Here is a 20803-nt window from a genome sequence, read left to right as displayed (position 1 = left end):
GGCATAATGTCAAAATTGAGCCGTTGCAGATATTGTTTCACTATCTCTAAAAGAGGTGTGGATATTCCTTAAAATGGCGATCGCAATTAATGGAGTAGTTGTTCGCGATCGCCTTCCCAATTGCTTGGGTTATTGACAATATATTTTCTAATTTTATCAAGGGCGAATTCATTACGAATTATGTTGACAAAACTTTTGCTAAGAAAATTGCCCGATGTTTGCAGCAGCTAGAACAAACTCCTCGATCGCACCCCAACATTAAAGCCTTGAAAGATCGCTCATCGCAGTGAGGTATATAAACCGTAAAGGCGATCGCTTAATCAATTCATCGCAGCAATCAAAAAAACGATCGCATTCCCATTCTGTTTACGATATCTGTTTTATTAGGTGCGATCGCATTCCCTGAATTGCGGAAAGATCGGACGCGATAGATTTAGGAGACGCTTACTAGAGGCGATGAATCGCGTCTTTACAAGGGATTGTTGCTTCCACATTTCGCTTATGTTTTGGCTGGAGGAAGTATTTTTCTTTCCTACTCTCCATCTTTCACTTTCTCTTGTTGATGCCAAGCTTGGTAAAAAGCGGGGTAGGGCATAGTTTGGGCGCACTTCCAGATAACTTCGTAGCAATTATCAAATCGCTTAAAGTCATTTTTGTAAGTTTCAGGTGATAAGTAATCCTTCAACCCGTTGATAACACTCGGCATCTGTTCCTTTAACAGAATTTTCCCTAAGCTTTCTGCCACTAACCTTCGGGTAGAATCATGCAGTTCTGGTTTGCCGATTAACTCCACCAAAGCATCAATCGCTTTTTGGTTGCCAGGGTCAATTTGACCTAAGCTTTCTGCCGCTAGCCTTCGAGTAAAATCATCCAGTTGTGGTTTGCCGATTAACTCCACCAAAGCATCAATCGCTTTTTGGTTGCCATAACCAATTTGCCCTAAGCTTTCTGCCCCTAACCTTCGCGTAGAATAATCCAGTTGTGGTTTGCTGATTAACTCCATCAAAGCATCAATCGCTTTTTGGTTACTAGGGTCAATTCGTCCTAAGCTAGATGCCGCTTCCCATCGGGTAAAATCATCCAGTTGTGGTTTGCCGATTAACTTTATCAAAGCATCAATCGCTTTTTGGTTGCCAGGGTTAATTTGCTCTAAGCTTTGTGCCGCTTGCCATTGGGTAGAATCATTCAGTTGTGGTTTGCCAATTAACTCCACCAAAGCATCAATCACTTTTTGGTTGCCATAACCAATTTGCCCTAAGCTAAATGCCGCTTGCCATTGGGTAGAATAATCCAGTTGTGGTTTGCCGATTAACTCCACCAAAGCATCAATCGCTTTTTGGTTGCCATAACCAATTTGCCCTAAGCTAGATGCCGCTTGCCTTTGGGTAAAATCATCCAGTTGTGGTTTGCAGATTAACTCCACCAAGACATCAATCGCTTTTTGGTTGCCTGGGTCAATTTGCCCTAAGCTAGATGCCGCTTGCCATTGGGTAGAATTATTCAGTTGTGATTTGCCAATTAATTCCATCAAAGCATCAATCGCTTTTTGGTTGCCATAACCAATTTTCCTTAAGCTAGATGCCGCTAGCCTTCGGGTATCATCATCCAGTTGTAGTTTGCCGATTAACTCCACCAAGACATCAATTGCTTTTTGGTTGCCTGGGTCAATTTGCCTTAAGCTAGATGCCGCTAGCATTCGGGCAGAATCATCCAGTTGTGGTTTGCCAATTAACCCCACCAAAGCAGCGATCGCCTTTTGGTTGCCAGAGCCAATTTTCTCTAAGCTTAATGCCGCTTGCCATCGGGTAAAATCATCCAGTTGTCGTTTACCGATTAACTGTATCAAGGCAGCGATCGCTTTTTGGTTGCCAGAGCCAATCTTCCCTAAGCTTTCTGCCGATAGATATTGGGTATCATCATCTAGTTGTGGTTTGCCGATTAACTCCACCAAGGTATCAATCGCTTTTTCGTTGCCTGGGTCAATTTTGCCTAAGCTATCTGCCGCTTGCCTTCGGGTAGAATCATTCAGTTGTGGTTTGCCGATTAACTGTATCAAAGCAGCGATCGCTTTTTGGTTGCCAGAGCCAATTTCCCCTAAGCTATCTGCCGCTTGCCTTCGGGTAGAATAATCCAGTTGTGGATTGCCGATTAACTCCACCAAAGCAGCGATCGCTTTTGTACGATTTGTCTGAGATAGTGCTGTCCTTGCTCCCTTTTCGATTGGTTCGAGAAATTCCACCCACTTGTTTTGTTCAACCTTAGATTCGCCAAAGCTCCATTTAACGATTTCCGCCACAATAGCATCTGCGTTGACAGAATTTTTCCACTCATCAACCCCCGCAGCAGCGAGAAAATAAGCGCGAAACTCGTAAAATCCCCTTCTGACTCTATCAATAGCTTTGAATTCTCCGCACCCATCATCAAATTCCACCAACGCCTGAATAAACTCTTCTTTTTCCTTCCTCTCCACATCCTCACGTCCCAACCACAGCAAAATCACCTCTTTCCACTGCGGAGCAAAAATGCGATAAACGCCTTGCGCGGGGTTCAGAAACTCGTGCCAATTGTCGATCGCCAACGCTGCAAAATATTCCTCAAATGTGGTGTGATAAAAAGCGTAAACTTTCTCTTTTGGTGATTCCGCAGCCACTCCAACTTCATTTAGCCATCCCAACTTTAACGCTAACCAAAATAAAGAATTTTGCTGTTTTGGATCACCTAATTCCTCACGCACAAACTTATGTCGTAGCCGAAACCGTGACGTTTCTTGATTAATTGCCCGTTTTGCCAAACGTCCCAACGCAGCGTTTAATTCCTCTTGCTGCTGTTCGGTGGTAGGGAAGCGGTTTTCTTTCCACTTGTAAACCTCTTCCACAAACTGCTGATAAAGTCCGGCTTTAGTTTCCGGTAAACCTTTATCGGAACCTTGCCAAGTGCTACACAACAGCGCTAACCGCAAAGGATTTTTAACTAAATCTTGGATGCGCTGACGTTCAGCTTGATTTAACTCCCTCCATAATTGTTCCCCCTTCTTACTCCCCCTCTCCTTAATAAGGAGAGGGGGCTGGGGGGTGAGGTTCCGAGGTTGAAACCACTTCTCGATAAACTCTTTCACCTGTTTCGGATATTCAAAATTGAGTAACCGATACGTCTTGAAATCTAACTTATCTAAAGCGCCGCCGTTTACTTCCCAAACATTCACCCGACAAGTCAGCACAACCCGCGCATCTTCCACCCATCCCGTCAACTGCTGGGAAATCTCAGTTAATGGTTGGAGTGAAGACATTTCATCTGCTGCATCCAACAACAACCACACACGATTATTCTTGAATAAATCTGCAAAAGTGTCTTCCTCTTCTTGTGTCACACGCGGCTTTTTTAAAGCCTTCTTCAGCCAATCTTGCAACAGATAATTTTCTACACTCTTTCCTTGCAAGTCTGCCAAAGAAATCCAAATTGGTAAACCCTGATTCTTCTTTAATATCGAAAAAGCTATAGTTTGCAACTGAGTAGTTTTTCCCGCACCCGGTTCGCCAATTAAAGCGATGCGGTGTCCTTGAGTTTTACCAACACCATCACGGATAATTTTCTCTAAAAAAGCCTCATGTTCAAATCGCTGCTTCTCTTCATAACTCGGTTCGTAAAGCCGCGAACCTTGTTCTGCGGAAATATCCTCGCTGCACTTCTTCGGTTTGTTACGTTCTACCAATGCTAAAGGGACATGAATTGCCTCTAGCTCAAATTTCATCTCATCATCAGCAAACAGCAACTCATTTGTGCTGAGACGCTTGTGCTTTTCCAGCATAGCGCGGCAGGTTTCTTGCCAGTCAACACCCTGAGATTTTTCTTTCGGAGTCTTGGGAACTTTAGCAGAGTTGTTTTTTTGAGTTTCTCGGCATTTATCCCATTCCCCACCTTGTTTAAACAACCAATTCAGGTTTTCTTTTTTATCGATGCTAGGAAACTTGAGCGCGAAAAGCCAAACTTTTGAGTTTGTTCTAGTTTTGGCGTTGGTTTGTCCGCGTTTATCCTGAATAATTTTCAAGCTTATCAGACAGTTGAGCGCATTCCTAATTGCTTCAGGCTCTAACCTCTCGTTATACCTCTTCGTCAGTTCTGCCAGTCCTTCTAATGTAGAATGCGTTACCCACAACTCAGTACCCGCTTGCCAATCGGCTTTACAGTCCTTTGATTCTTCCAAATTTTCCACAAAGGACAGCAAAGCAGACAGCAATATTTTTGCTTGTTTTCTACCAGCATCGTAGCTAAGATTCCGCCCCTTCCGCCCCATGTAAGTACCGTCATCGAAAAGAAAAAAATTTTCTAAAAAGTTCTGTGCTTTCCCAAGCCAGACATCTTTCCCAAGCACCCTATGTAGATTCTAAACGGCTTTTAATCAACGCTTGGGAAATTTACTTGTCAATTAATCCCAACCTTAACCTCGATTTGAAATTGAGGTGAGGTAAATAAATGAAAACTCAGCGCAAGCAAAGCCAAAGCACACGTCAAAAGCTTTATCGCCAAATCATTACAGTGTTGTTATTAATACAAACAATATTAATTGGTGTAAATGCCGAAAACCGCCTTCAGCAAGGAGACTCAACCATCGAGGTTTTAATGTGGATGATTAACCAGTGTATCCCAGTCCTGAAACAAGCCAGCAATTTGCAAGAAAAGCAGAAAAAAAGCCTGTTACCCAAACATCGCCGTTCTGAGGATAAATAATCACAGCCCCTCTTTACTTGTAGAGCTACCACACAAGTCGAATTAGCCCCCCTTATAAAGCTACGTGTTGTACACAAGTCAAATTACCCCCCTCAATCCCCCCTTGTAAAGGGGGGAAGCCGGAAATCTAGTTCCCTGCCCTTTATAAGGCTACGGTGTACACACATCTCTGTAGAAACCCAAAATCGTTGGAGATCCCCCTAAATCCCCCTTAAAAAAGGGGACTTTAAGAGACTTTTGCCCCCCTTTTTAAGGGCAGGGCTGATTCATTCCACAAGACGAAGGAGTTTGTCAAGATGGTTAGCGAGAAAATTGTAAGTGAGGGTGACGAGAAGATGAACTTTTAAGCACTTGAACAACAGTAAAATTGTTCATTTTCTTGGCAAGCTGGTAACAAAATAATCAATTTTAAATCGCTAGAACCCTTGATATTTAGCGCTCTTTAGGGAATGAATCAGCCCTGCCTTATAAAGGGGGGAAAAAGAAATCTAGTTCCCTCCCCTTTATAAGGGGAGGGTTAGGGTGGGGTATTTTTGTACCTCACCAACTCGCAATCTGCTGTAATGCAAAATTAAATATACATCTGTCGTTGCGAATGGAGCAAAGCGGAATGAAGCAATCCCAAGGTCTTGGGATTGCTTCATTCCGCTCGCAATTGACATAAATCTTTTTGCATACGCACTTACTGCGAGACTTTGTAAAATCAGATTGGCCAGCAGTTCATCAATACGCTAGCGATCGCTTTTTTATCTTTGCTGGTATGTTCGTGGGTTTCAAAAAATGACATGAGAATAGCTTAAATCCTCTTAAATTTTTCTTGTCGATACCAACGACGAATTCGTTCAGGTGATACACCAAGTAAATAAGCAATAATTACTATTTGATTGAGTAACGTAGTTTTAAAGACTCCCTTTTGCAACCATCTACGGGCTGAAGTAACAACTGGTGTGGGAATAATTACAATGTGTCCGATGGGTTTTAACCGACGGATGAGTTCAAAGTCTTCCATGATAGGCAATTCGGGAAAACCACCAACTTGCTGAAATACTTCCTTAGTTAAAAAAATTGCTTGGTCGCCGTAGGGCATTTGGCAAAAATGCGATCGCACATTTACTCCCCACTCCACCCATCGTAAACTTAAAACAGATGCATCAATCCGCAAGTTAAATGCACCAGCCACAATCCCCGGCTGTTGTATCGATGTGCGAATCATCTCATCAAACCCCGTCGGTAAACGGGTATCTGCATGAAGAAATAGCAGAATTTCACCACTAGCCGCTACAGCACCCGCGTTCATTTGCACAGCACGACTGGGAGATGACGAGATAACTTTGACATTTAAAGACTGAGCGATCGCTACAGTATCATCTTTGGAGCCACCATCTACTACAATGACTTCTATATTTAGACTGAGTTTAGTAGTAGCGATCGCTTCTTTGATATTCCCTGCTTCATTAATAGCCGGAATGATAATAGAAATTTTGCTAGCGTCAATATTCTGACTCATGATTGCTGAGTTTTCTTTTCCACTTGCTCAGGAAATGAACACTCTACCGTTATCTTAAGATTGCTTTCAGCCGTGCCTTTAGTAATATAAGGTATACCTGCTTCACCGCCAACTTTGATGCCAAATTCTAGAGTTACTTTATCAATATTAGCAACAGGGATTTTCTTAAAAGCATTAAGTGAATAAACAGTGTAAGCCCGAATTGTACCTTCAATTGCTTGGAAATTTTGCACTATTTGTTTTTGTGCAACATCAGCATTCCATCCCTTATCAATTAGCGCTTCTTCCTCTCCCTCCGGGGAAACTTCAATACTAACTGGCGGTGCATCTACATTATCAGTGGCTTCAATATAAATAATCGTGCCATCTTCTAACTCGATAGGTGTGAGTTGAGTCATGGAATAAATCTCGCCTAAAAGAATTGCGTCTAAGAGGTTGTTTGAAAAGTTCTATGTTGTGATACTCATCAAATGATTACCCCCCTTATAAAAGGGGGAAATAAGAAATAAAGGGGGAAACAAAAAAATCTGGTTCCCTCCCCAATACATACGGGGAGGGTTAGGGTGGGGTAAAAGAATACTAGATACATCAATCATGACTTTTCAAACAGCCTCTAGGGTAGTCCAGCGGTGCTTATCTACAAAATTTTACGGAAAATACGGTAAATTTCTTGTAGAAGCTGGAAATAATGCGACTAAACTATCATGGGGCTTTGCAGGATGAGTCGAGACGCTTTAGTGGTGGGAATTAATATGTATGACCGCTTAAAGAGTCTCAACGCACCAGCTGCCGATGCTGAAGCGATCGCTCAAATTTTACAACAATATGGTGAATTTCAGGTAACGCGGCTCCCAGCAGTCAAAGACAAGGAAAATGAGACGATTCGCATTGGTAAGCAAACTAAAGTTAGTTTAACTCAGTTAGAAAGAGCGATCGTCCAATTATTTAAGCCAGACGGTAAGCCGCCAGACACAGCGCTACTGTATTTTTCCGGTCATGGGTTACGGAAAAATTTAGGAATTCAGGAAGGTTTTTTAGCGACAAGTGAAGTCAACCCTGACGCAGGTAATTGGGGATTATCTCTACAATGGCTGCGGCGACTGCTGCAAGAAAGTGAAGTCAGACAACAAATTGTGATTTTGGATTGCTGCTATAGCGGAGAGGTGCTAAATTTTGCAGAGGCAGATCCAGGCGATCGGGGTAAAGGTAGAGACAGGTGTTTTATTGCGGCTTCTCGTGATTTTGAAGTCGCTTTTGAAGAAATTAACAGCCAACACAGCGTTCTCACGGCTGCACTGCTGAAAGGTTTGGAACCAAAACAAGACCGTTGGGTGAGTAACTACACCTTAGTAGACTTGCTCAATCAAGAACATCACCCGTTCCCGCAGCGTCCCATTTTTGCTAACTCTGGTGAAGCAATTAATCTCACCCGCAAATGGAATTCCTCTGTTGTTAACTCCACAGTACAAATATCAGCTATTTGTCCTTACAAAGGGTTATCTTATTTTGATTGCACAGAAGCAGATGCTAACTTATTTTATGGCAGAACAGCGTTAACCGACGAATTATTAGAAAAAGTGCGATCGGGTAATTTCCTCGCTGTGTTGGGAGCATCAGGAAGTGGGAAGTCTAGTGTGGTCAGAGCAGGTTTACTTTATCAATTAAAGTTAGGGCGTAGGTTATCAGGTAGCGATACTTGGCAGTTGAAAATATTTCGACCAGGGATTAATCCCTTACAAAATTTAGCACTGGCATTTGTAGAATCAGAATTATCAGATATTGAACGCGCATCTCAATTGGCAAAAGCAGAAGAATTAATTGCCAAAGGCGCAGTTGGTTTAGGACAGTTGATTACTGCTGCACAAACTCAGCGCGTCGTGTTAGTGGTAGACCAATTTGAAGAAACTTTTACTCAATGTCAAGACATTACAAAACGACAGCAGCTTTTTGAATGTGTGTTAGGTGCTTTGCAGCGTGATGATAATAAACTCTGCCTAATAATCACAATGCGGGCTGATTTCTTTGGCAAATGTCTGGAGCAAGAGTATGGCGGACTTGCTAAGAAGATTCAAGATCATTTAGTAACAGTAACACCCATGATTCGGGAGGAATTAGAAACAGCAATTATCAAACCTGCTGAATATATGAACTTAGCAGTAGAATCGGAATTAGTTTCTCAAATGATTGCAGATGTAGAAAATTCACCGGGGAGTTTACCGTTATTGCAGTACACTCTGACAGAACTATGGCAGCAAAGAACTGAAGAACGGTTAACCCTGACTACCTATAGCAAACTAGATGGAGTCAGGGGAACCCTGCAAACACACGCTACAGAAGTTTATGAGTCATTATCACTTGCGGAACAGCAAGCAACAAAGCGGATTTTTTTAGAATTGACGCAGTTGGGAGAAGGAACAGAAGATACACGTAGACAGGTTGTGCAACGAGATTTAGTTACTTCACAGCATCCAGAATTTGTGATTAATAGAATAATTCAACGGTTAGCTGATGAAAAGCTAGTTGTCACCAGTACCTTATCTAATCAAATTGCTGTGGTAGATGTGGCACATGAAGCACTGATTCGCCACTGGTTGCTATTACGCAAATGGATTGAGGAAAGTCGGGACATACTGCGACAAAAGCGAAAGATTGAAGTGGCGGCTGTGGAATGGCAAGATAAGGGAAAAGTAAAAGATTATCTGCTTCAGGGAAAACGTTTAACAGAAGCAAAGGTTTTTCAGAAAGAACAATCTAAAAATTTGAGATTATCCAACCTAGCTATTAATTTTATTCAAGTAAGCATCAGGCAAAGGTGGAGTAATCGCTTTAAATCAATAGTTTTGTTCTCAATTATTCCGCTAGGTTTATCGATATATTTAGGCATTGTAGCGGAGAAAGAGATTAGGATAAGGGAACTTTGGCAAACCGTCGATGCTGATAAGGGTAAAGAGTATAGTCAAGCCAGAAATCAAGCACTTGAAAAGCTGGTAAAAGCTGGTGAGAGTCTAACTAACCGAGATTTTAGCAATGCCAACCTCAGCCGTACCAACCTCATCAAAGCCAACCTCAACAGTACCAACCTCAGTGGTGCTAACCTTACCTATGCCGACCTCCTCAAGGCCGACCTGGAATTTGGCAACTTCAGTCATGCCAACCTCAGCCATGCCAACCTCTTCCAGACCTACCTGGGCTATGCCGACTTCAGTCATGCCAACCTCATCGGAGCTAGACTTGCTGGTGCCAATCTCTGGGGGGTCAACCTCGAAGGTGCTAACCTCAGCAACGCTAACCTCGAAGCTGCTAACCTCGGTGGTGCTAACCTCAGCAACGCTAACCTCAGCAATACTGAACTTATTCGTGCCGTTTATACTAAGGAAACTAAGTTTCCTAAGAATTTCAATCCTGCTAATAAAACAATGTATTTGATTGATTCTAATGCTGACCTCAGTGATGCTGACCTCGCAGGTGTAAACCTCAGCGGTGCCAACCTCAGAGGTGCCGACCTCAACTTTGCTAACCTCAGCGGTGTCGACTTCGGTGGTGCTAACCTCAGCGATGCCAGCCTCGGTGGTGCTAACCTCAGTGATGCCGACCTCGGTGGTGCTAACCTCAGTGGTGCTAACCTTAGACGTGCCGTTTATACTAAGTCAACTAAGTTTAGCTACGATTTCAATCCTGCTGACAAACAAATGTATCTAATTGGTGATAACACTAACCTTAAGGGTATCAACCTCAGCGGTACCAACCTCAGAAACACTAACTACCTCAACGGTGTTGACCTGAGCTATGCTGATCTCAGCTATGTCAACCTTATCGAAGCTAGTCTCAGCTATACCAACCTCAGCTATGCTAACCTCCGCTATGCTAACCTCCGCTATGCTAACCTCAGCGGTGCTAACCTCGAAGGTACTAACCTCGAAGGTGCCGACTTCAGCGGTATCAAAAACTTGATCCCTGAGCAAGTGAAGGCTGGTAAAAATTGGGAGAAGGCAAAATACGATGAGGATTTTCGTATCAAACTGGGTTTACCACCAGAATTAGCTAAATGATTTAGTTATCAGCCAATCCCTCATAACATTTTTGGATTAACTGGCCATAAATATATTTCTCAGTATTATCTTAAACTTCTGCAACCAATTTATCAGAACATCTAATCTTCAAAAATGGTGTTCAAGAGCGATCGCACTTTTCGGAGATTGCTTTGCTGGCAATGAGTTTTTATAATTAGGCGATCGCACCAAACAAAGACGAACCCTGCATCTAGTCTGAAAAAATGGTGTTCAAGAGCGATCGCTTGACTCTGAAATTCATTGCCAGGATGTCTTGATACAATTGGTCTGTGCTACTAATGGTGATTTTGCCATCTACCTGAAGTTTCTTGATGACTGCTAAGGTTCCCTTAACATTTAATCCCAGTCGAGTTGCTTCTTTTCGGGCTGCGAAGTCATCTAAAATTATGTAATCTGTTTGTAATTCAGTGCCTAAAGCAATGGCCTCTGATTCTCCTCTCCCTAGTCGGATATTTAGACGATTGGCTAAAGAAAGTAATTGAATTTCTTTGACTAATATTTTGTCAGCATCAATTAAAGCTTTTACCTGCTGACTAGCTGCATCAGATTTAGCACTAATTTCTTCTGCAACAAAATTCGGTAAATAAAACTCATCGGCAGAATCTAGAAAAATATCGAGAAATTCCAGACGCGATAAAAAGATTAATGGAGAAGAATTAAAAACAATCTTCACACACCCTACCAATCCTTTTCTATAGCGATATCTTGTACAGTCAAGTAGGAAAATTCTAGCCCCATCAAATCTAATAGTTCAATAAATACATCAGGCTCTATTTCCATGATTTCTGCGGCTTTTTTCAAACTAATAACTCTCGAAAATAATGCCCCGATCACAAACAAAAATCTTTCTTTTTGCTCAATATTGTTAAATAATGGAATTTCTGAGGCAACACTTCTTAATTCTTCCTTACTAGTCATAGGTATTTTAAGCTACCGACTGAATATCCTCTAGATTATCCCAAACTTCTGCAAGCAATGTCTAGGAGATTGTGAAAACGTTTCAAGCATTCCAAATGGTTGGCTTATTTACGCCCTGCTGTACTAAGGTGGCTGAAAGCGGCTTATTAGAGCATCTAATCTGAGAAAATGTCATCAAGGAGCGATCGCACTTTTCAAAGATTGCTTTGCTGGCAATGAGTTTTTATAATTAGGCGATCGCAGCAAACAAAAACTAACCCTGAAGTAGCTTTTGTGAACCCTGAAGTAGCTTTTGTGAACCCTGAAGTAGCTTTTGCGAACCCTGAAGCAGCTTTTGCGAACCTTGAAGTAGCTTTTGCGAACCTTGAAGTAGCTTTTGCGAACCCTGAAGCAGCTTTTGCGAACCCTGAAGCAGCTTTTGCAAACCTTGAAGTAGCTTTTGCGAACCTTGAAGTAGCTTTTGCGAACCCTGAAGCAGCTTTTGCGAACCCTGAAGTAGCTTTTGCGAGATCCTTATCCCATTAAATATGAAAAATAATTACATTTGACAATAGGTGAAATAATTTATGAGAATTTTTTTCAAAGAGTTGCAATTAAATTAATTTTGTCAAAATATCAAGTCTCACTATTAGTTATTAATTGGTTTACCCAGCGTGCCGCCTCAATAGCAGATGCAAACCGCATAGACACCCTAGAAACCCTCACTTCTCCCGTACTAGGATTTGTTGCTTTGAGGAACTGCATAGGTTGGACATTAATTCGTTTTCTAATGATACGTAATAATTTGTATTCTTCCCAGGAGTCAATTTCGACTGTGTTCATTTTTTCTAATAAATGTACCAAGCCGATATCATCGAGTTTACGGGCGCGTTCAAGCTTTAGTTTACCGTGGTCTGCATACAAGTTATATCCATCTGCAAAGGCGATCGCAGGTGTATCTTCGGCATGGATATGGTTGTTGCTATCAATATTGATTGTGGTCGAATGGTTACAGATAATAGCAGTATTCTGAAAAAAGAAAGTCCATCCACAATTTTTAACAAATTCTTCTAAAATTAATATTTGATTTTGAAATTGGTGGAAATTTAAATCCTGAATACAAAAATCAAAATAACTACATCCAGCAATGAATTTTTCAGGTTTTCGGCAAGAAGAGAATATATTTTTAATTAAGTGGCGATCGCGCTTACCAAAGTGTTTACCAAAAATATCTTGCCACTGCATTTCTAGCTGGTCTTGCAGTAAATTGGCATACTCTTTTGCCAGATCATTCTTAAACAACGAATGTAAATTTGTTTGTAAATCACTGGGTAGTCGCATGAGTAAATCTGATTGCAAATTACTGTAGATTCTGCTCCAATAAAAACTATCTATAGCATCACCCAAGATTGTGTGGGAATTAACTTTGAACAAATTCCAGATGTACTCGAATGCAGCATTAGGGCTATCAACGATAATTATTTCAGGTTCCGCAAGTTCGAGTGCAGTATATATTCCTCGAACTGCATCCATAGCATATTGTTGATTGATGCCTTCCGTGGATAGTCCAATGTCTTGCCATTTTTCTCGATATCGGGGTATGAATGCACGTTGTTCTGGTGTCAGATAGTCGGCGGACATAGCAGGTATGCGATACAGTGGCTATTTTGTATTAAAGCAGGTTATTTGACTTGGTGAGTAGAATTTAGGAACAAGCCAGTAGAGTGGCTTTAAAATTTTATCCTCAAGATAATCCCCATGAGTGCGATCGCAATCAACTTAAACCCCATTATCCAACTCACCGATAACCAGTTTTATCAACTCTGTCGGGAAAACCCTGAAGTCAAATTTGAACGCAATGCATCGGGAAAATTACTAATTATGCCACCCACAGGCGGAGAAACTGGAAATCGCAATTCAGAAATTAATGCTGATTTTGTGATTTGGAATCGTCAAACTAAACTAGGAGTTGGCTTCGATTCTTCCACATGCTTTAAACTTCCCAATAGTGCAAACCGTTCTCCTGATGTCGCTTGGATTAGACAAGATAGATGGGATGCACTCACACCTGAACAAAAAGAAAAGTTTCCACCGATCGCACCAGATTTTGTTTTAGAGTTAATGTCACCCAGCGATAGTTTGCGAGAAACGCAAGCGAAAATGCAGGAATATATCGATAACGAAGCTAAATTAGGTTGGTTAATTAATCCGAAAATGTGTCAGGTAGAAATCTATCGGATTGGTAAACCAGTAGAAATATTAGCATCTCCCCAAGAATTATCAGGAGAAGATGTTTTACTAGGATTTATTTTAAATTTACAAATAATCAGGGGATAAATATTTATTGATTTCGGATTACCTGTTCAAATTCAACAACAGCGTCGTACTGGTCAGGCATGGCGATATAATTGAGCAGCAAAGCTGGATCTAAATCTGGAAAAAACCCACTCCGGTTTACTTGTTCGTACTCGCCCTGTTCGCTAAGACGGAATATTTTGATAGAGTTAGATTTCCAAAACCAGACTTCAGGCACTTTTTTAGGTTTGTATAACTCTTTCCTGTTAATGGTTCCACTGGTGACAATAACTTCAATCACAATGTCAGGAACTTCTTTTTCTGTGCCAATGCTGTAAGATTCATCTGGCGTACCAGAAGCATATCCAGGTTCTTCCAAAGTGAAACCACCACGACAGTAGAACCGGATGCCCAAGTTTTTCATGTAAGCTTCTAACAACAAACCGAGAGTTCTTTTCACTTTCTCATGTTTATCTCCAATTGGGGACATAATTTCTAAAATTCCTGACAAATAAGATAGTCTGATATTGCGATTTTCCTGAAGTTGTGTTTCGATACCTTTAAATTGATCCCAAGAAATATTCTTGAGAGTTACAAGTTTTTCTTCCGTAGGCTGGTCTATTAGTGGGATGCTCATAAAAACACTTTCCTTATACGTTCGCTAATTCTACTATTTACCAAATTTTTGCAAGCGATCGCGCTACCTATGGAAACAACCAGCTACTTCCATTGCTGTAAAACTGAAACCGTCCAAAGCCGAGAAATTGCCCGTGGGATTTCTCACCCACTGGAAACGCTGTTACACCCAGTAAGTAGACACCAGAAAAGCTAGGATTACTCACAGGGCGAAGGGCGATTGTTACAGTTTGTCCGGGAGTTACAGGCGGTTCAAAGTTCACAGTAACGGTTCGTGTCTCGCGTTCGTCTGTGACTGCGCCTAGTGTTAGCCGAGATTCTTTGCGATTGCGCTCTCCAACAAAGGCGCGGGTATCATTAAGATGATAGCGGATGTTTTCTGTTCCCTCTCTCTGTGCGATCGTTACTTTCTGGAGAGATTCTCCAGCATTTTCCGGCAGGTTGATAGTGAAATAGTAAGTTCCGCCCCAAACATTCACATCTTTATAAGTAGTCGTTGCCTTAACAAGTTTCGGCGGCTGGACAAAGTAGACTGTACCATCTCTAAGCTGCACCGCTTGAGTCACCGGAAGCGTTACTCCCCCAATACCCATTGCTAACGAGAGGGTTATTCCAAATAAAGTTGTAACACGCATAATTCAAATATAAAAAACGCACTCATTTCCATTTTAATTCTTTGGGAATGAGTGACTTGGGAATAATAGAAGCTTGTTTTTGCCAATCAGAAGATTTTGTGTACCACCAAGCCCAAACAATTAAAACTGCTTGAAAGGGAAGCCTGATTATGTGTACCCAAGGTGAATTTGGTATATGTTCTAGCTGAATATGATTAACCGCCATATTGATATTGGCAGGATAAACGGCAATAAAAAGAGCAATAAGTCCCCAAGCAGCAGCCTGGCTTACAGGCGGGACTAATAAGCCAATACCACCCAAAATTTCATAAAAACCACTGAGATAAACTAATCCTAAAGGATAAGGAAGTTGCGGTGGCATAATTTTGACATACGGTTCTGCAATAACAAAGTGTGTCACCCCAACCACAATGATTGATATACCAAGAATGACACGTAATATTTCTTTATACTTATTCATAGGTTTTGCTTGATTATATATTTCAGGACTTACGCAAAAAAGTTCTGAAGTAGCGGTAATTCATGAATTACCGCTACGAAACATCAGGTTTTTAAGACAATTTTGCGTAAGTCCCATATTTGTCCTTATTATTTAATTTTGATTGATGGATGTTAATCTGTCTTGAGTCAAAAGGAGGAAAAATCGGCAAAATTTTCCAAAATCCCACTTAATTAAGAGATTCATCTCCACTTTAGAACGATATGAGTGATTATTTAATCCTCACTTTGCCACCTATTACTAATTATTCATAAAAAATATGACCGATGCTTTTAGCCGACTTGCACCCTTTATCCAAGAATATATTTATCATCATCAATGGACTGAATTACGACCAGTTCAAATTGCTGCTTGCGAGGTTATATTTGACACCGATGCTCACTTGCTAGTTACTGCTGCAACTGCTGCGGGTAAAACGGAAGCAGCCTTTCTGCCAATTTTGACTTTATTACATACCAACCCTGCTGCAACTATAGGAGCATTATATATTAGTCCAATCAAAGCTTTAATTAACGATCAATTTGAGCGTCTCAACGACTTACTCAAAGAAGCAGATATTCCAGTTTGGCACTGGCACGGTGATGTTTCTCAAGGCCGAAAAAACAAGCTTTTAAAAAATCCTCAAGGAATTCTCCAAATTACACCAGAATCTTTAGAAAGTTTATTAATCAACAAAAATAATGACATACTCCGCTTATTTGGTGACTTAAGATTTGTCATTATTGATGAAATTCACGCTTTTATGGGAAGCGATCGCGGTTGTCAAATTATTTGCCAATTACAACGTTTAGCAAAGTTAACACAAAAACAACCGCGCCGTATTGGTTTATCGGCAACTCTTGGTGATTACTCAATAGCTGAAGATTGGTTGCGTTCAGGAACAGATAAGCCAGTAATTACACCGCAAGCTGACGGGATAAAACGCCAAATCAAACTAGCTGTAGAACATTTTTATATTACTGATGAAGTAGATGAATCAGAGGCAACAGATTATGAACAATATATTTTCAACCTCAGCAAATCTCGCAAATGCCTAATATTTGCTAATAATCGCACGCGGACTGAATCTATCATTGCATCTTTGCGACAAATTGCCACAGAACAAGGACTACCAGATATATATCATGTCCATCATGGGAGTATATCTGCTAGCTTGCGACAAGCTGCTGAGAATGCAATGCGTGAACCTAACAATCCAGCAGTTACTGCCGCTACTCTGACTTTAGAATTAGGTATAGATATCGGTCATTTAGAGCGAGTTATTCAGTTAGAATCACCTTTGTCTGTAGCTAGTTTTTTACAGCGCTTGGGACGTAGTGGTAGGAGAGGTGAAGCTGCTGATATGCGCTTTATCTGTGCTGAAGAAAAGCCATTGTCAGAAGCTTCTCTACCAGAACAAATACCCTGGCAATTGTTGCAGTCTATCGCTATTATTCAACTTTATTTAGAAGAGCAATGGATTGAACCAATCAAACCGATTAAATATCCTTTGAGTTTGCTTTATCACCAGACAATGAGTATTTTAACAGCAATAGGAGAACTTTCACCTAATGCCTTAGCTAAACAAGTTTTTAGCTTACCGCCCTTTGCAGCTATTTCCAAAGAAGATTTCCAATTATTTCTCCGCTATTTAATCGATATTGGTCATATTCAGCATACCGAGCAAGGTAAATTAATCCTGGGTTTGGCAGGAGAAAAAATTGTGAGGAAGTTTCAGTTTTATGCTGTCTTTGCTGAACAGCAAGAATATATTGTTAAGCAAGGTGCAACGGAAATTGGCAGTATTGTTACGCCACCTGCTGTTGGTAATCAATTTGCTTTAGCTGGTAGAAGTTGGGAAGTTGTAGAAGTTGACTTTAAAAAGAAGGCTATTTTTGTTAAACAAGCTGAGGGTAAAGCTAGTATTTATTGGCGTGGGAGTGGTGGCACTATTCATACCAAAGTTTTACAACGAATGCAACAGGTTTTATTTGAAAATACTGAGTATAGCTATTTACAAAAAAATGCTTTGCAACGTTTACGTAAAGTTCGCCAGTTGGTGCAGGATGTTGGATTAGATAAACAAAATATTTTGCAATTGGAAAAAGAGAAATGCTGTATTTTTCCTTGGATGGGTACGGTTGCTTATCGCACCTTAGAAAGATTACTAAATTCCTACTGTAGAGAATCATTGGAAATTATCAGTATTGGCGGATTAAATCCCTATTACTTCACAATTAAATTAGGCAAGGATAAATTTAAATCTCTTTATCATGAGATTGCTTCATTATGTGAGCAAAGAATTATTTCAGAAGATTTACTCAGTACTTCAGAAGCACCAGAAATTCATAAGTACGATCGATTTATTCCTCATTCACTTTTACGAAAAGCTTTTGCTAGCGATTATTTAGATATGAGAGAATTAAAACAGCAAGTGGCACTGTGGAGAGAATAGACAATAGTAGAATGGTTTAATTGCTTGAAAATTGCTATAGCAATCCTAAATGAGTTGTGTTGTCATAGTCTGCTGTTGATATAAGTTATTTTTTAACGTAGACGCTTCTCTACGAGACGCTACGTGAACGGCTTGCAGCAAGCTACCGCAGAGACGCAGAGGGCACAGAGAGGAGAATCAAAAGAAGTTGATGGCGAATGGTTTATGACTGTTATTACCACTCTTAAAAATTACAAGTGGGTAATCCAGTAACATCAGTTTGGAGAGCAAACAAATCACCTGAATAGGGACTTTTATCGATTTCTGCTTGGCTTAGTCCAACTGAAGCAGTAGTAATGTAAAGTGTTCGCAAATTATCCCCGCCAAAAGTACAGTTAGTTGGCAATTGCACAGGTAGCTTTATCCGCAATATCTCTTCACCCTTTGGGTTGAAACGAATCACACACCATCCATCCCACATAGCTGACCAAATATATCCTTCACTGTCTATTGTCAATCCATCTGGGTAGAAAGATTCATGAGTTAAATCAACAAAAATCCGACGATTACTAATGCTTCCTGTTACTGAATTAAAATCGTAAGCATATATTTTTTGCTGAGGAGAATCTGTTAGGTAAAATGTCTTTTGATCGGGACTCCACCCCAAACCATTAGAAATAGTCAATCCTGTTTCCATTAAATGCAATGAACCATCAGTGTCATAGCGATAGAGGCTAGCTTGAAGTTTTTCTAGAGAACACATTGAACCGAACCAGAAACGTCCTTGAGGGTCATATTTACCATCATTGAGACGGTTATCTGGAAAATTCGCTTCAACTTCTAAAATGCGGGTAACTACACCTGTCTGAGTGTTGAGGAATGCCAAGTGATGACGCAGCAACATAATTAATCTATCTGCATCTGCTGTTGCGATCGCACTTACCACATCTCCCACATCAAAAAAGCAGTCTTTCCCCGTAGCCGGATTGAATTGATGCACCCGATGGTTGTAGATATCGACCCAGTAAATTAGGTTTTGGGTAGAGTCCCAGATAGGGCTTTCACCCAAGCGGGCACGGGATTCTAAAACATTATGAAGTGGATACTTTCCCATAATAAGTTGATTTTATATTTTTGATTTTAAGAAATATTGTTGAATATTTTCGCGCTCATTCATTTTCAAAAATTTTTATTTTGACCTTGATTAAACCTTTACCGCGATCCGTTAACTTAAAGTTAGTCGGTCAAGATTCTCCTTATGTACCAAACAGACCCGCCTCTCTCTCCCAAAGAAGTCCTACCCACGATGTACGATCTTCCCAGTGAATACCCGGAGGACTCTGGTTTGCCTGACGAATTTCACCTTTTTCAACCCCAACTTCTGCGTGAAACCTTCTGTCCGCCTAACTATCCAGCAGACGAGGTATTTGTAGCCACTGATTTGAATCTTTACTATGACCTCCGGCATACGCTGTGGTACAAACGCCCAGACTGGTTTGCTACTGTGGGTGTTTCGCGTCTCTACGAACAGCAAAACTTGCGTTTAAGTTATGTGATCTGGCAAGAAGGGGTTGCTCCTTTTGTAGTGGTAGAGTTGCTTTCTCCTGGCACTGAAAAAGAAGACTTAGGACAAACTCTGCGAGAGATTAACCAACCGCCGACCAAATGGGAAGTTTATGAGCGGATTTTGCGAGTTCCTTACTACATTGTCTTTGACCGCTACACTGACAAACTCCAAGCATTCCAATTAGTTGCAGACCGCTACAGCGAATTGGATTTGAGTACCTCACGGGTCTGGATGCCAGGTGTGGAACTCGGCTTAGGACTTTGGCAAGGTTCTTACCAACAAATTGAGCGATTGTGGCTACGTTGGTATGATGCATCCGGGAATTGGCTTCCCACACCCCTAGAACGAGAAAATCAACGTGCTAATAGATTAGCAGCACAGCTGCGAGAGTTAGGCGTTAACCCTGATGAGTTATGAAGATGCGATCGCACCAGTAGGGGCAAATAGCGATATGCCCCTAAACATTTTTACTCACAAGCTTGTAAAATTTCCTCATCGACAGAGAAATCTACTTCTGCTTTGTCTTTTGCATTAGCTAAATAATCATTTTCCAAAGAGTCTTGCAACCCAGAAATCAAATCATATTCAGGATGCCAGTTTAATTCTGTTTGCGCTTTATTCACCGAAGCAAAGAAATGCTGTACCCGCATCGGAAAAGCTTTGCGCTTGCCGAAATCAAACTTCTTCGGGTCATAATGGACGATTTTGACAGTATCAGGCGATTTACCAGCCGCAACAGCGCTAGCACGGGCTAAACCATCAAAAGTGACGAAGCGATCGCCAGATATATTATAAATCTGTCCTATGGCTTGTTCATTGCCCAAAACCTGAGTCATTGCCTTTGCCAAGTCTTTTACATGCCCTAGCTGCGTAATGTGCAAGCCATTTCCGGGGATAGGAATGGGGCGATCGCGCACAATTCTGTCAAAAAACCAACCTTCCAACTCGTTATAATTACGAGGGCCGTAAATATAAGTAGGACGAATGGAAGTAAAGGGCAATCCCAATTGAGTTAGATAAGCTTCTGTTTCATGTTTACCCTTATGGCGACTTTTGGGATCTACTAAATCTCCCTCGACATGGGGTAATTGGTCAGATTTGAGATATACCCCTGCCGAACTCATATACACAAAATGTTGCACTCGGTCTTTAAAAATCTCAGCTAGTGGTTGAGTATCAGTAAGTTCCCGGCCATTATTGTCAAAAATGACATCAAAGCTTTCTTGTGATAACTTTGCTTTTAATTGGGTAGGGTCAGTGCGATCGCCTATAATTTGTCCTACTCCCTGTAAAGAAGGTGTTGTCCGATTTCCCCGATTGAACAGCACCACTTCATGTCCTTGTTCAACTAGTAATTGAGTCAAATAGACACCAATGAACCGAGTACCACCCATAATCAGAATTCGCATAAATTCACCCTTTCTATATCAGTTGTCATTGGAGTAGGGAGTGGGGAGTCGGGTAGATGGAGGATATAATGCCCCATGCCCCAGGCCCCATGCCCAATCTGAGGTTATCATCCATCTGGAACCTCTGAAAGAAAAATTGCGTCTTATGTG

At 41.1% G+C, this 20803-nt stretch carries 17 protein-coding genes; 6 read left to right on the top strand and 11 right to left on the bottom strand.

The window, feature by feature from the left end; all coding sequences use genetic code 11:
* Positions 1-532: 532 nt before the first annotated feature.
* Positions 533-4369 carry a HEAT repeat domain-containing protein gene (locus tag GTQ43_RS11640; protein ID WP_265272764.1) on the bottom strand — a complete coding sequence of 1279 codons (3837 nt, stop codon included), beginning with the start codon at positions 4367-4369 and terminating at the stop codon, positions 533-535.
* A 101-nt stretch (positions 4370-4470) separates the two neighbouring features.
* Between GTQ43_RS11640 and GTQ43_RS11635 the strand changes: the two genes are divergently transcribed.
* Complete coding sequence (locus tag GTQ43_RS11635) at positions 4471-4725, top strand: hypothetical protein (RefSeq protein WP_265272762.1); 255 nt, start codon at positions 4471-4473, stop codon at positions 4723-4725.
* Positions 4726-5521: 796 nt separating this feature from the next.
* Here the strand turns inward: GTQ43_RS11635 and GTQ43_RS11630 are convergent.
* Both GTQ43_RS11630 and GTQ43_RS11625 read right to left on the bottom strand, forming a co-directional pair.
* On the bottom strand, positions 5522-6232 hold the full coding sequence (locus GTQ43_RS11630) for a TIGR04283 family arsenosugar biosynthesis glycosyltransferase (protein ID WP_265272761.1): 711 nt from the start codon (positions 6230-6232) through the stop codon (positions 5522-5524).
* Positions 6229-6630, bottom strand: coding sequence for a CU044_2847 family protein (locus GTQ43_RS11625; RefSeq protein ID WP_265272760.1), 402 nt, complete (start codon positions 6628-6630; stop codon positions 6229-6231). Before GTQ43_RS11625 ends, GTQ43_RS11630 begins: the two co-directional genes overlap by 4 nt.
* A 321-nt stretch (positions 6631-6951) precedes the next feature.
* On the opposite strand from GTQ43_RS11625, the gene GTQ43_RS11620 reads away from it, so the two are divergent.
* Positions 6952-10281: a pentapeptide repeat-containing protein gene (locus tag GTQ43_RS11620; protein WP_265272759.1), complete on the top strand. Its 3330-nt coding sequence runs from the start codon at positions 6952-6954 to the stop codon at positions 10279-10281.
* A 211-nt stretch (positions 10282-10492) separates the two neighbouring features.
* On the opposite strand, the gene GTQ43_RS11615 is transcribed toward GTQ43_RS11620, so the two are convergent.
* Complete coding sequence (locus GTQ43_RS11615; protein ID WP_265272758.1) at positions 10493-10975, bottom strand: DUF3368 domain-containing protein; 483 nt, start codon at positions 10973-10975, stop codon at positions 10493-10495.
* Positions 10976-10980: 5 nt separating this feature from the next.
* On the bottom strand, positions 10981-11220 hold the full coding sequence (locus tag GTQ43_RS11610) for a hypothetical protein (RefSeq protein ID WP_265272757.1): 240 nt from the start codon (positions 11218-11220) through the stop codon (positions 10981-10983).
* Positions 11221-11493: 273 nt separating this feature from the next.
* Between GTQ43_RS11610 and GTQ43_RS11605 the strand changes: the two genes are divergently transcribed.
* The gene (locus tag GTQ43_RS11605) at positions 11494-11745 is read left to right on the top strand and encodes a hypothetical protein (RefSeq protein ID WP_265272756.1); all 252 of its coding nucleotides are present in this window, start codon (positions 11494-11496) and stop codon (positions 11743-11745) included.
* Positions 11746-11835: 90 nt separating this feature from the next.
* On the opposite strand, the gene GTQ43_RS11600 is transcribed toward GTQ43_RS11605, so the two are convergent.
* Positions 11836-12840 carry a DUF6745 domain-containing protein gene (locus GTQ43_RS11600; protein ID WP_265272755.1) on the bottom strand — a complete coding sequence of 335 codons (1005 nt, stop codon included), beginning with the start codon at positions 12838-12840 and terminating at the stop codon, positions 11836-11838.
* 117 nt (positions 12841-12957) lie between these two features.
* On the opposite strand from GTQ43_RS11600, the gene GTQ43_RS11595 reads away from it, so the two are divergent.
* Positions 12958-13536: a Uma2 family endonuclease gene (locus tag GTQ43_RS11595; protein ID WP_265272754.1), complete on the top strand. Its 579-nt coding sequence runs from the start codon at positions 12958-12960 to the stop codon at positions 13534-13536.
* Between the two features lie 4 nt (positions 13537-13540).
* On the opposite strand, the gene GTQ43_RS11590 is transcribed toward GTQ43_RS11595, so the two are convergent.
* The 3 genes from GTQ43_RS11590 to GTQ43_RS11580 all read right to left on the bottom strand — a co-directional run bounded on the left by GTQ43_RS11590 (position 13541) and on the right by GTQ43_RS11580 (position 15225).
* Positions 13541-14131 (bottom strand): Uma2 family endonuclease, encoded by a 591-nt coding sequence (locus tag GTQ43_RS11590; RefSeq protein WP_265272753.1) that lies wholly within the window; start codon positions 14129-14131, stop codon positions 13541-13543.
* Between the two features lie 67 nt (positions 14132-14198).
* Positions 14199-14765 carry a DUF2808 domain-containing protein gene (locus tag GTQ43_RS11585; RefSeq protein ID WP_265272752.1) on the bottom strand — a complete coding sequence of 189 codons (567 nt, stop codon included), beginning with the start codon at positions 14763-14765 and terminating at the stop codon, positions 14199-14201.
* Positions 14766-14787: 22 nt separating this feature from the next.
* Positions 14788-15225, bottom strand: coding sequence for a DoxX family protein (locus GTQ43_RS11580; protein WP_265272751.1), 438 nt, complete (start codon positions 15223-15225; stop codon positions 14788-14790).
* Between the two features lie 298 nt (positions 15226-15523).
* Between GTQ43_RS11580 and GTQ43_RS11575 the strand changes: the two genes are divergently transcribed.
* Complete coding sequence (locus GTQ43_RS11575) at positions 15524-17698, top strand: DEAD/DEAH box helicase (RefSeq protein WP_265272750.1); 2175 nt, start codon at positions 15524-15526, stop codon at positions 17696-17698.
* A gap of 223 nt (positions 17699-17921) precedes the next feature.
* On the opposite strand, the gene GTQ43_RS11570 is transcribed toward GTQ43_RS11575, so the two are convergent.
* Entirely contained in the window at positions 17922-18791 is an 870-nt protein-coding gene (locus GTQ43_RS11570; protein ID WP_265272749.1) for an SMP-30/gluconolactonase/LRE family protein, read from the bottom strand.
* A 144-nt stretch (positions 18792-18935) separates the two neighbouring features.
* Here GTQ43_RS11570 and GTQ43_RS11565 point away from each other — a divergent pair, with 144 nt between their 5' ends.
* Entirely contained in the window at positions 18936-19661 is a 726-nt protein-coding gene (locus GTQ43_RS11565) for a Uma2 family endonuclease (RefSeq protein ID WP_265272748.1), read from the top strand.
* 50 nt (positions 19662-19711) lie between these two features.
* Here the strand turns inward: GTQ43_RS11565 and GTQ43_RS11560 are convergent, their stop codons facing one another.
* On the bottom strand, positions 19712-20653 hold the full coding sequence (locus tag GTQ43_RS11560) for an NAD-dependent epimerase/dehydratase family protein (protein WP_265272746.1): 942 nt from the start codon (positions 20651-20653) through the stop codon (positions 19712-19714).
* Between the last annotated feature and the right edge of the window lie 150 nt (positions 20654-20803).

Origin of the sequence: Nostoc sp. KVJ3, assembly GCF_026127265.1 — a bacterium.
In the GTDB taxonomy this organism is placed as follows: Bacteria; Cyanobacteriota; Cyanobacteriia; order Cyanobacteriales; family Nostocaceae; genus Nostoc.
Note: the sequence above shows the minus strand (reverse complement) of the source record. Positions and strands in the feature narration are given on the sequence as shown.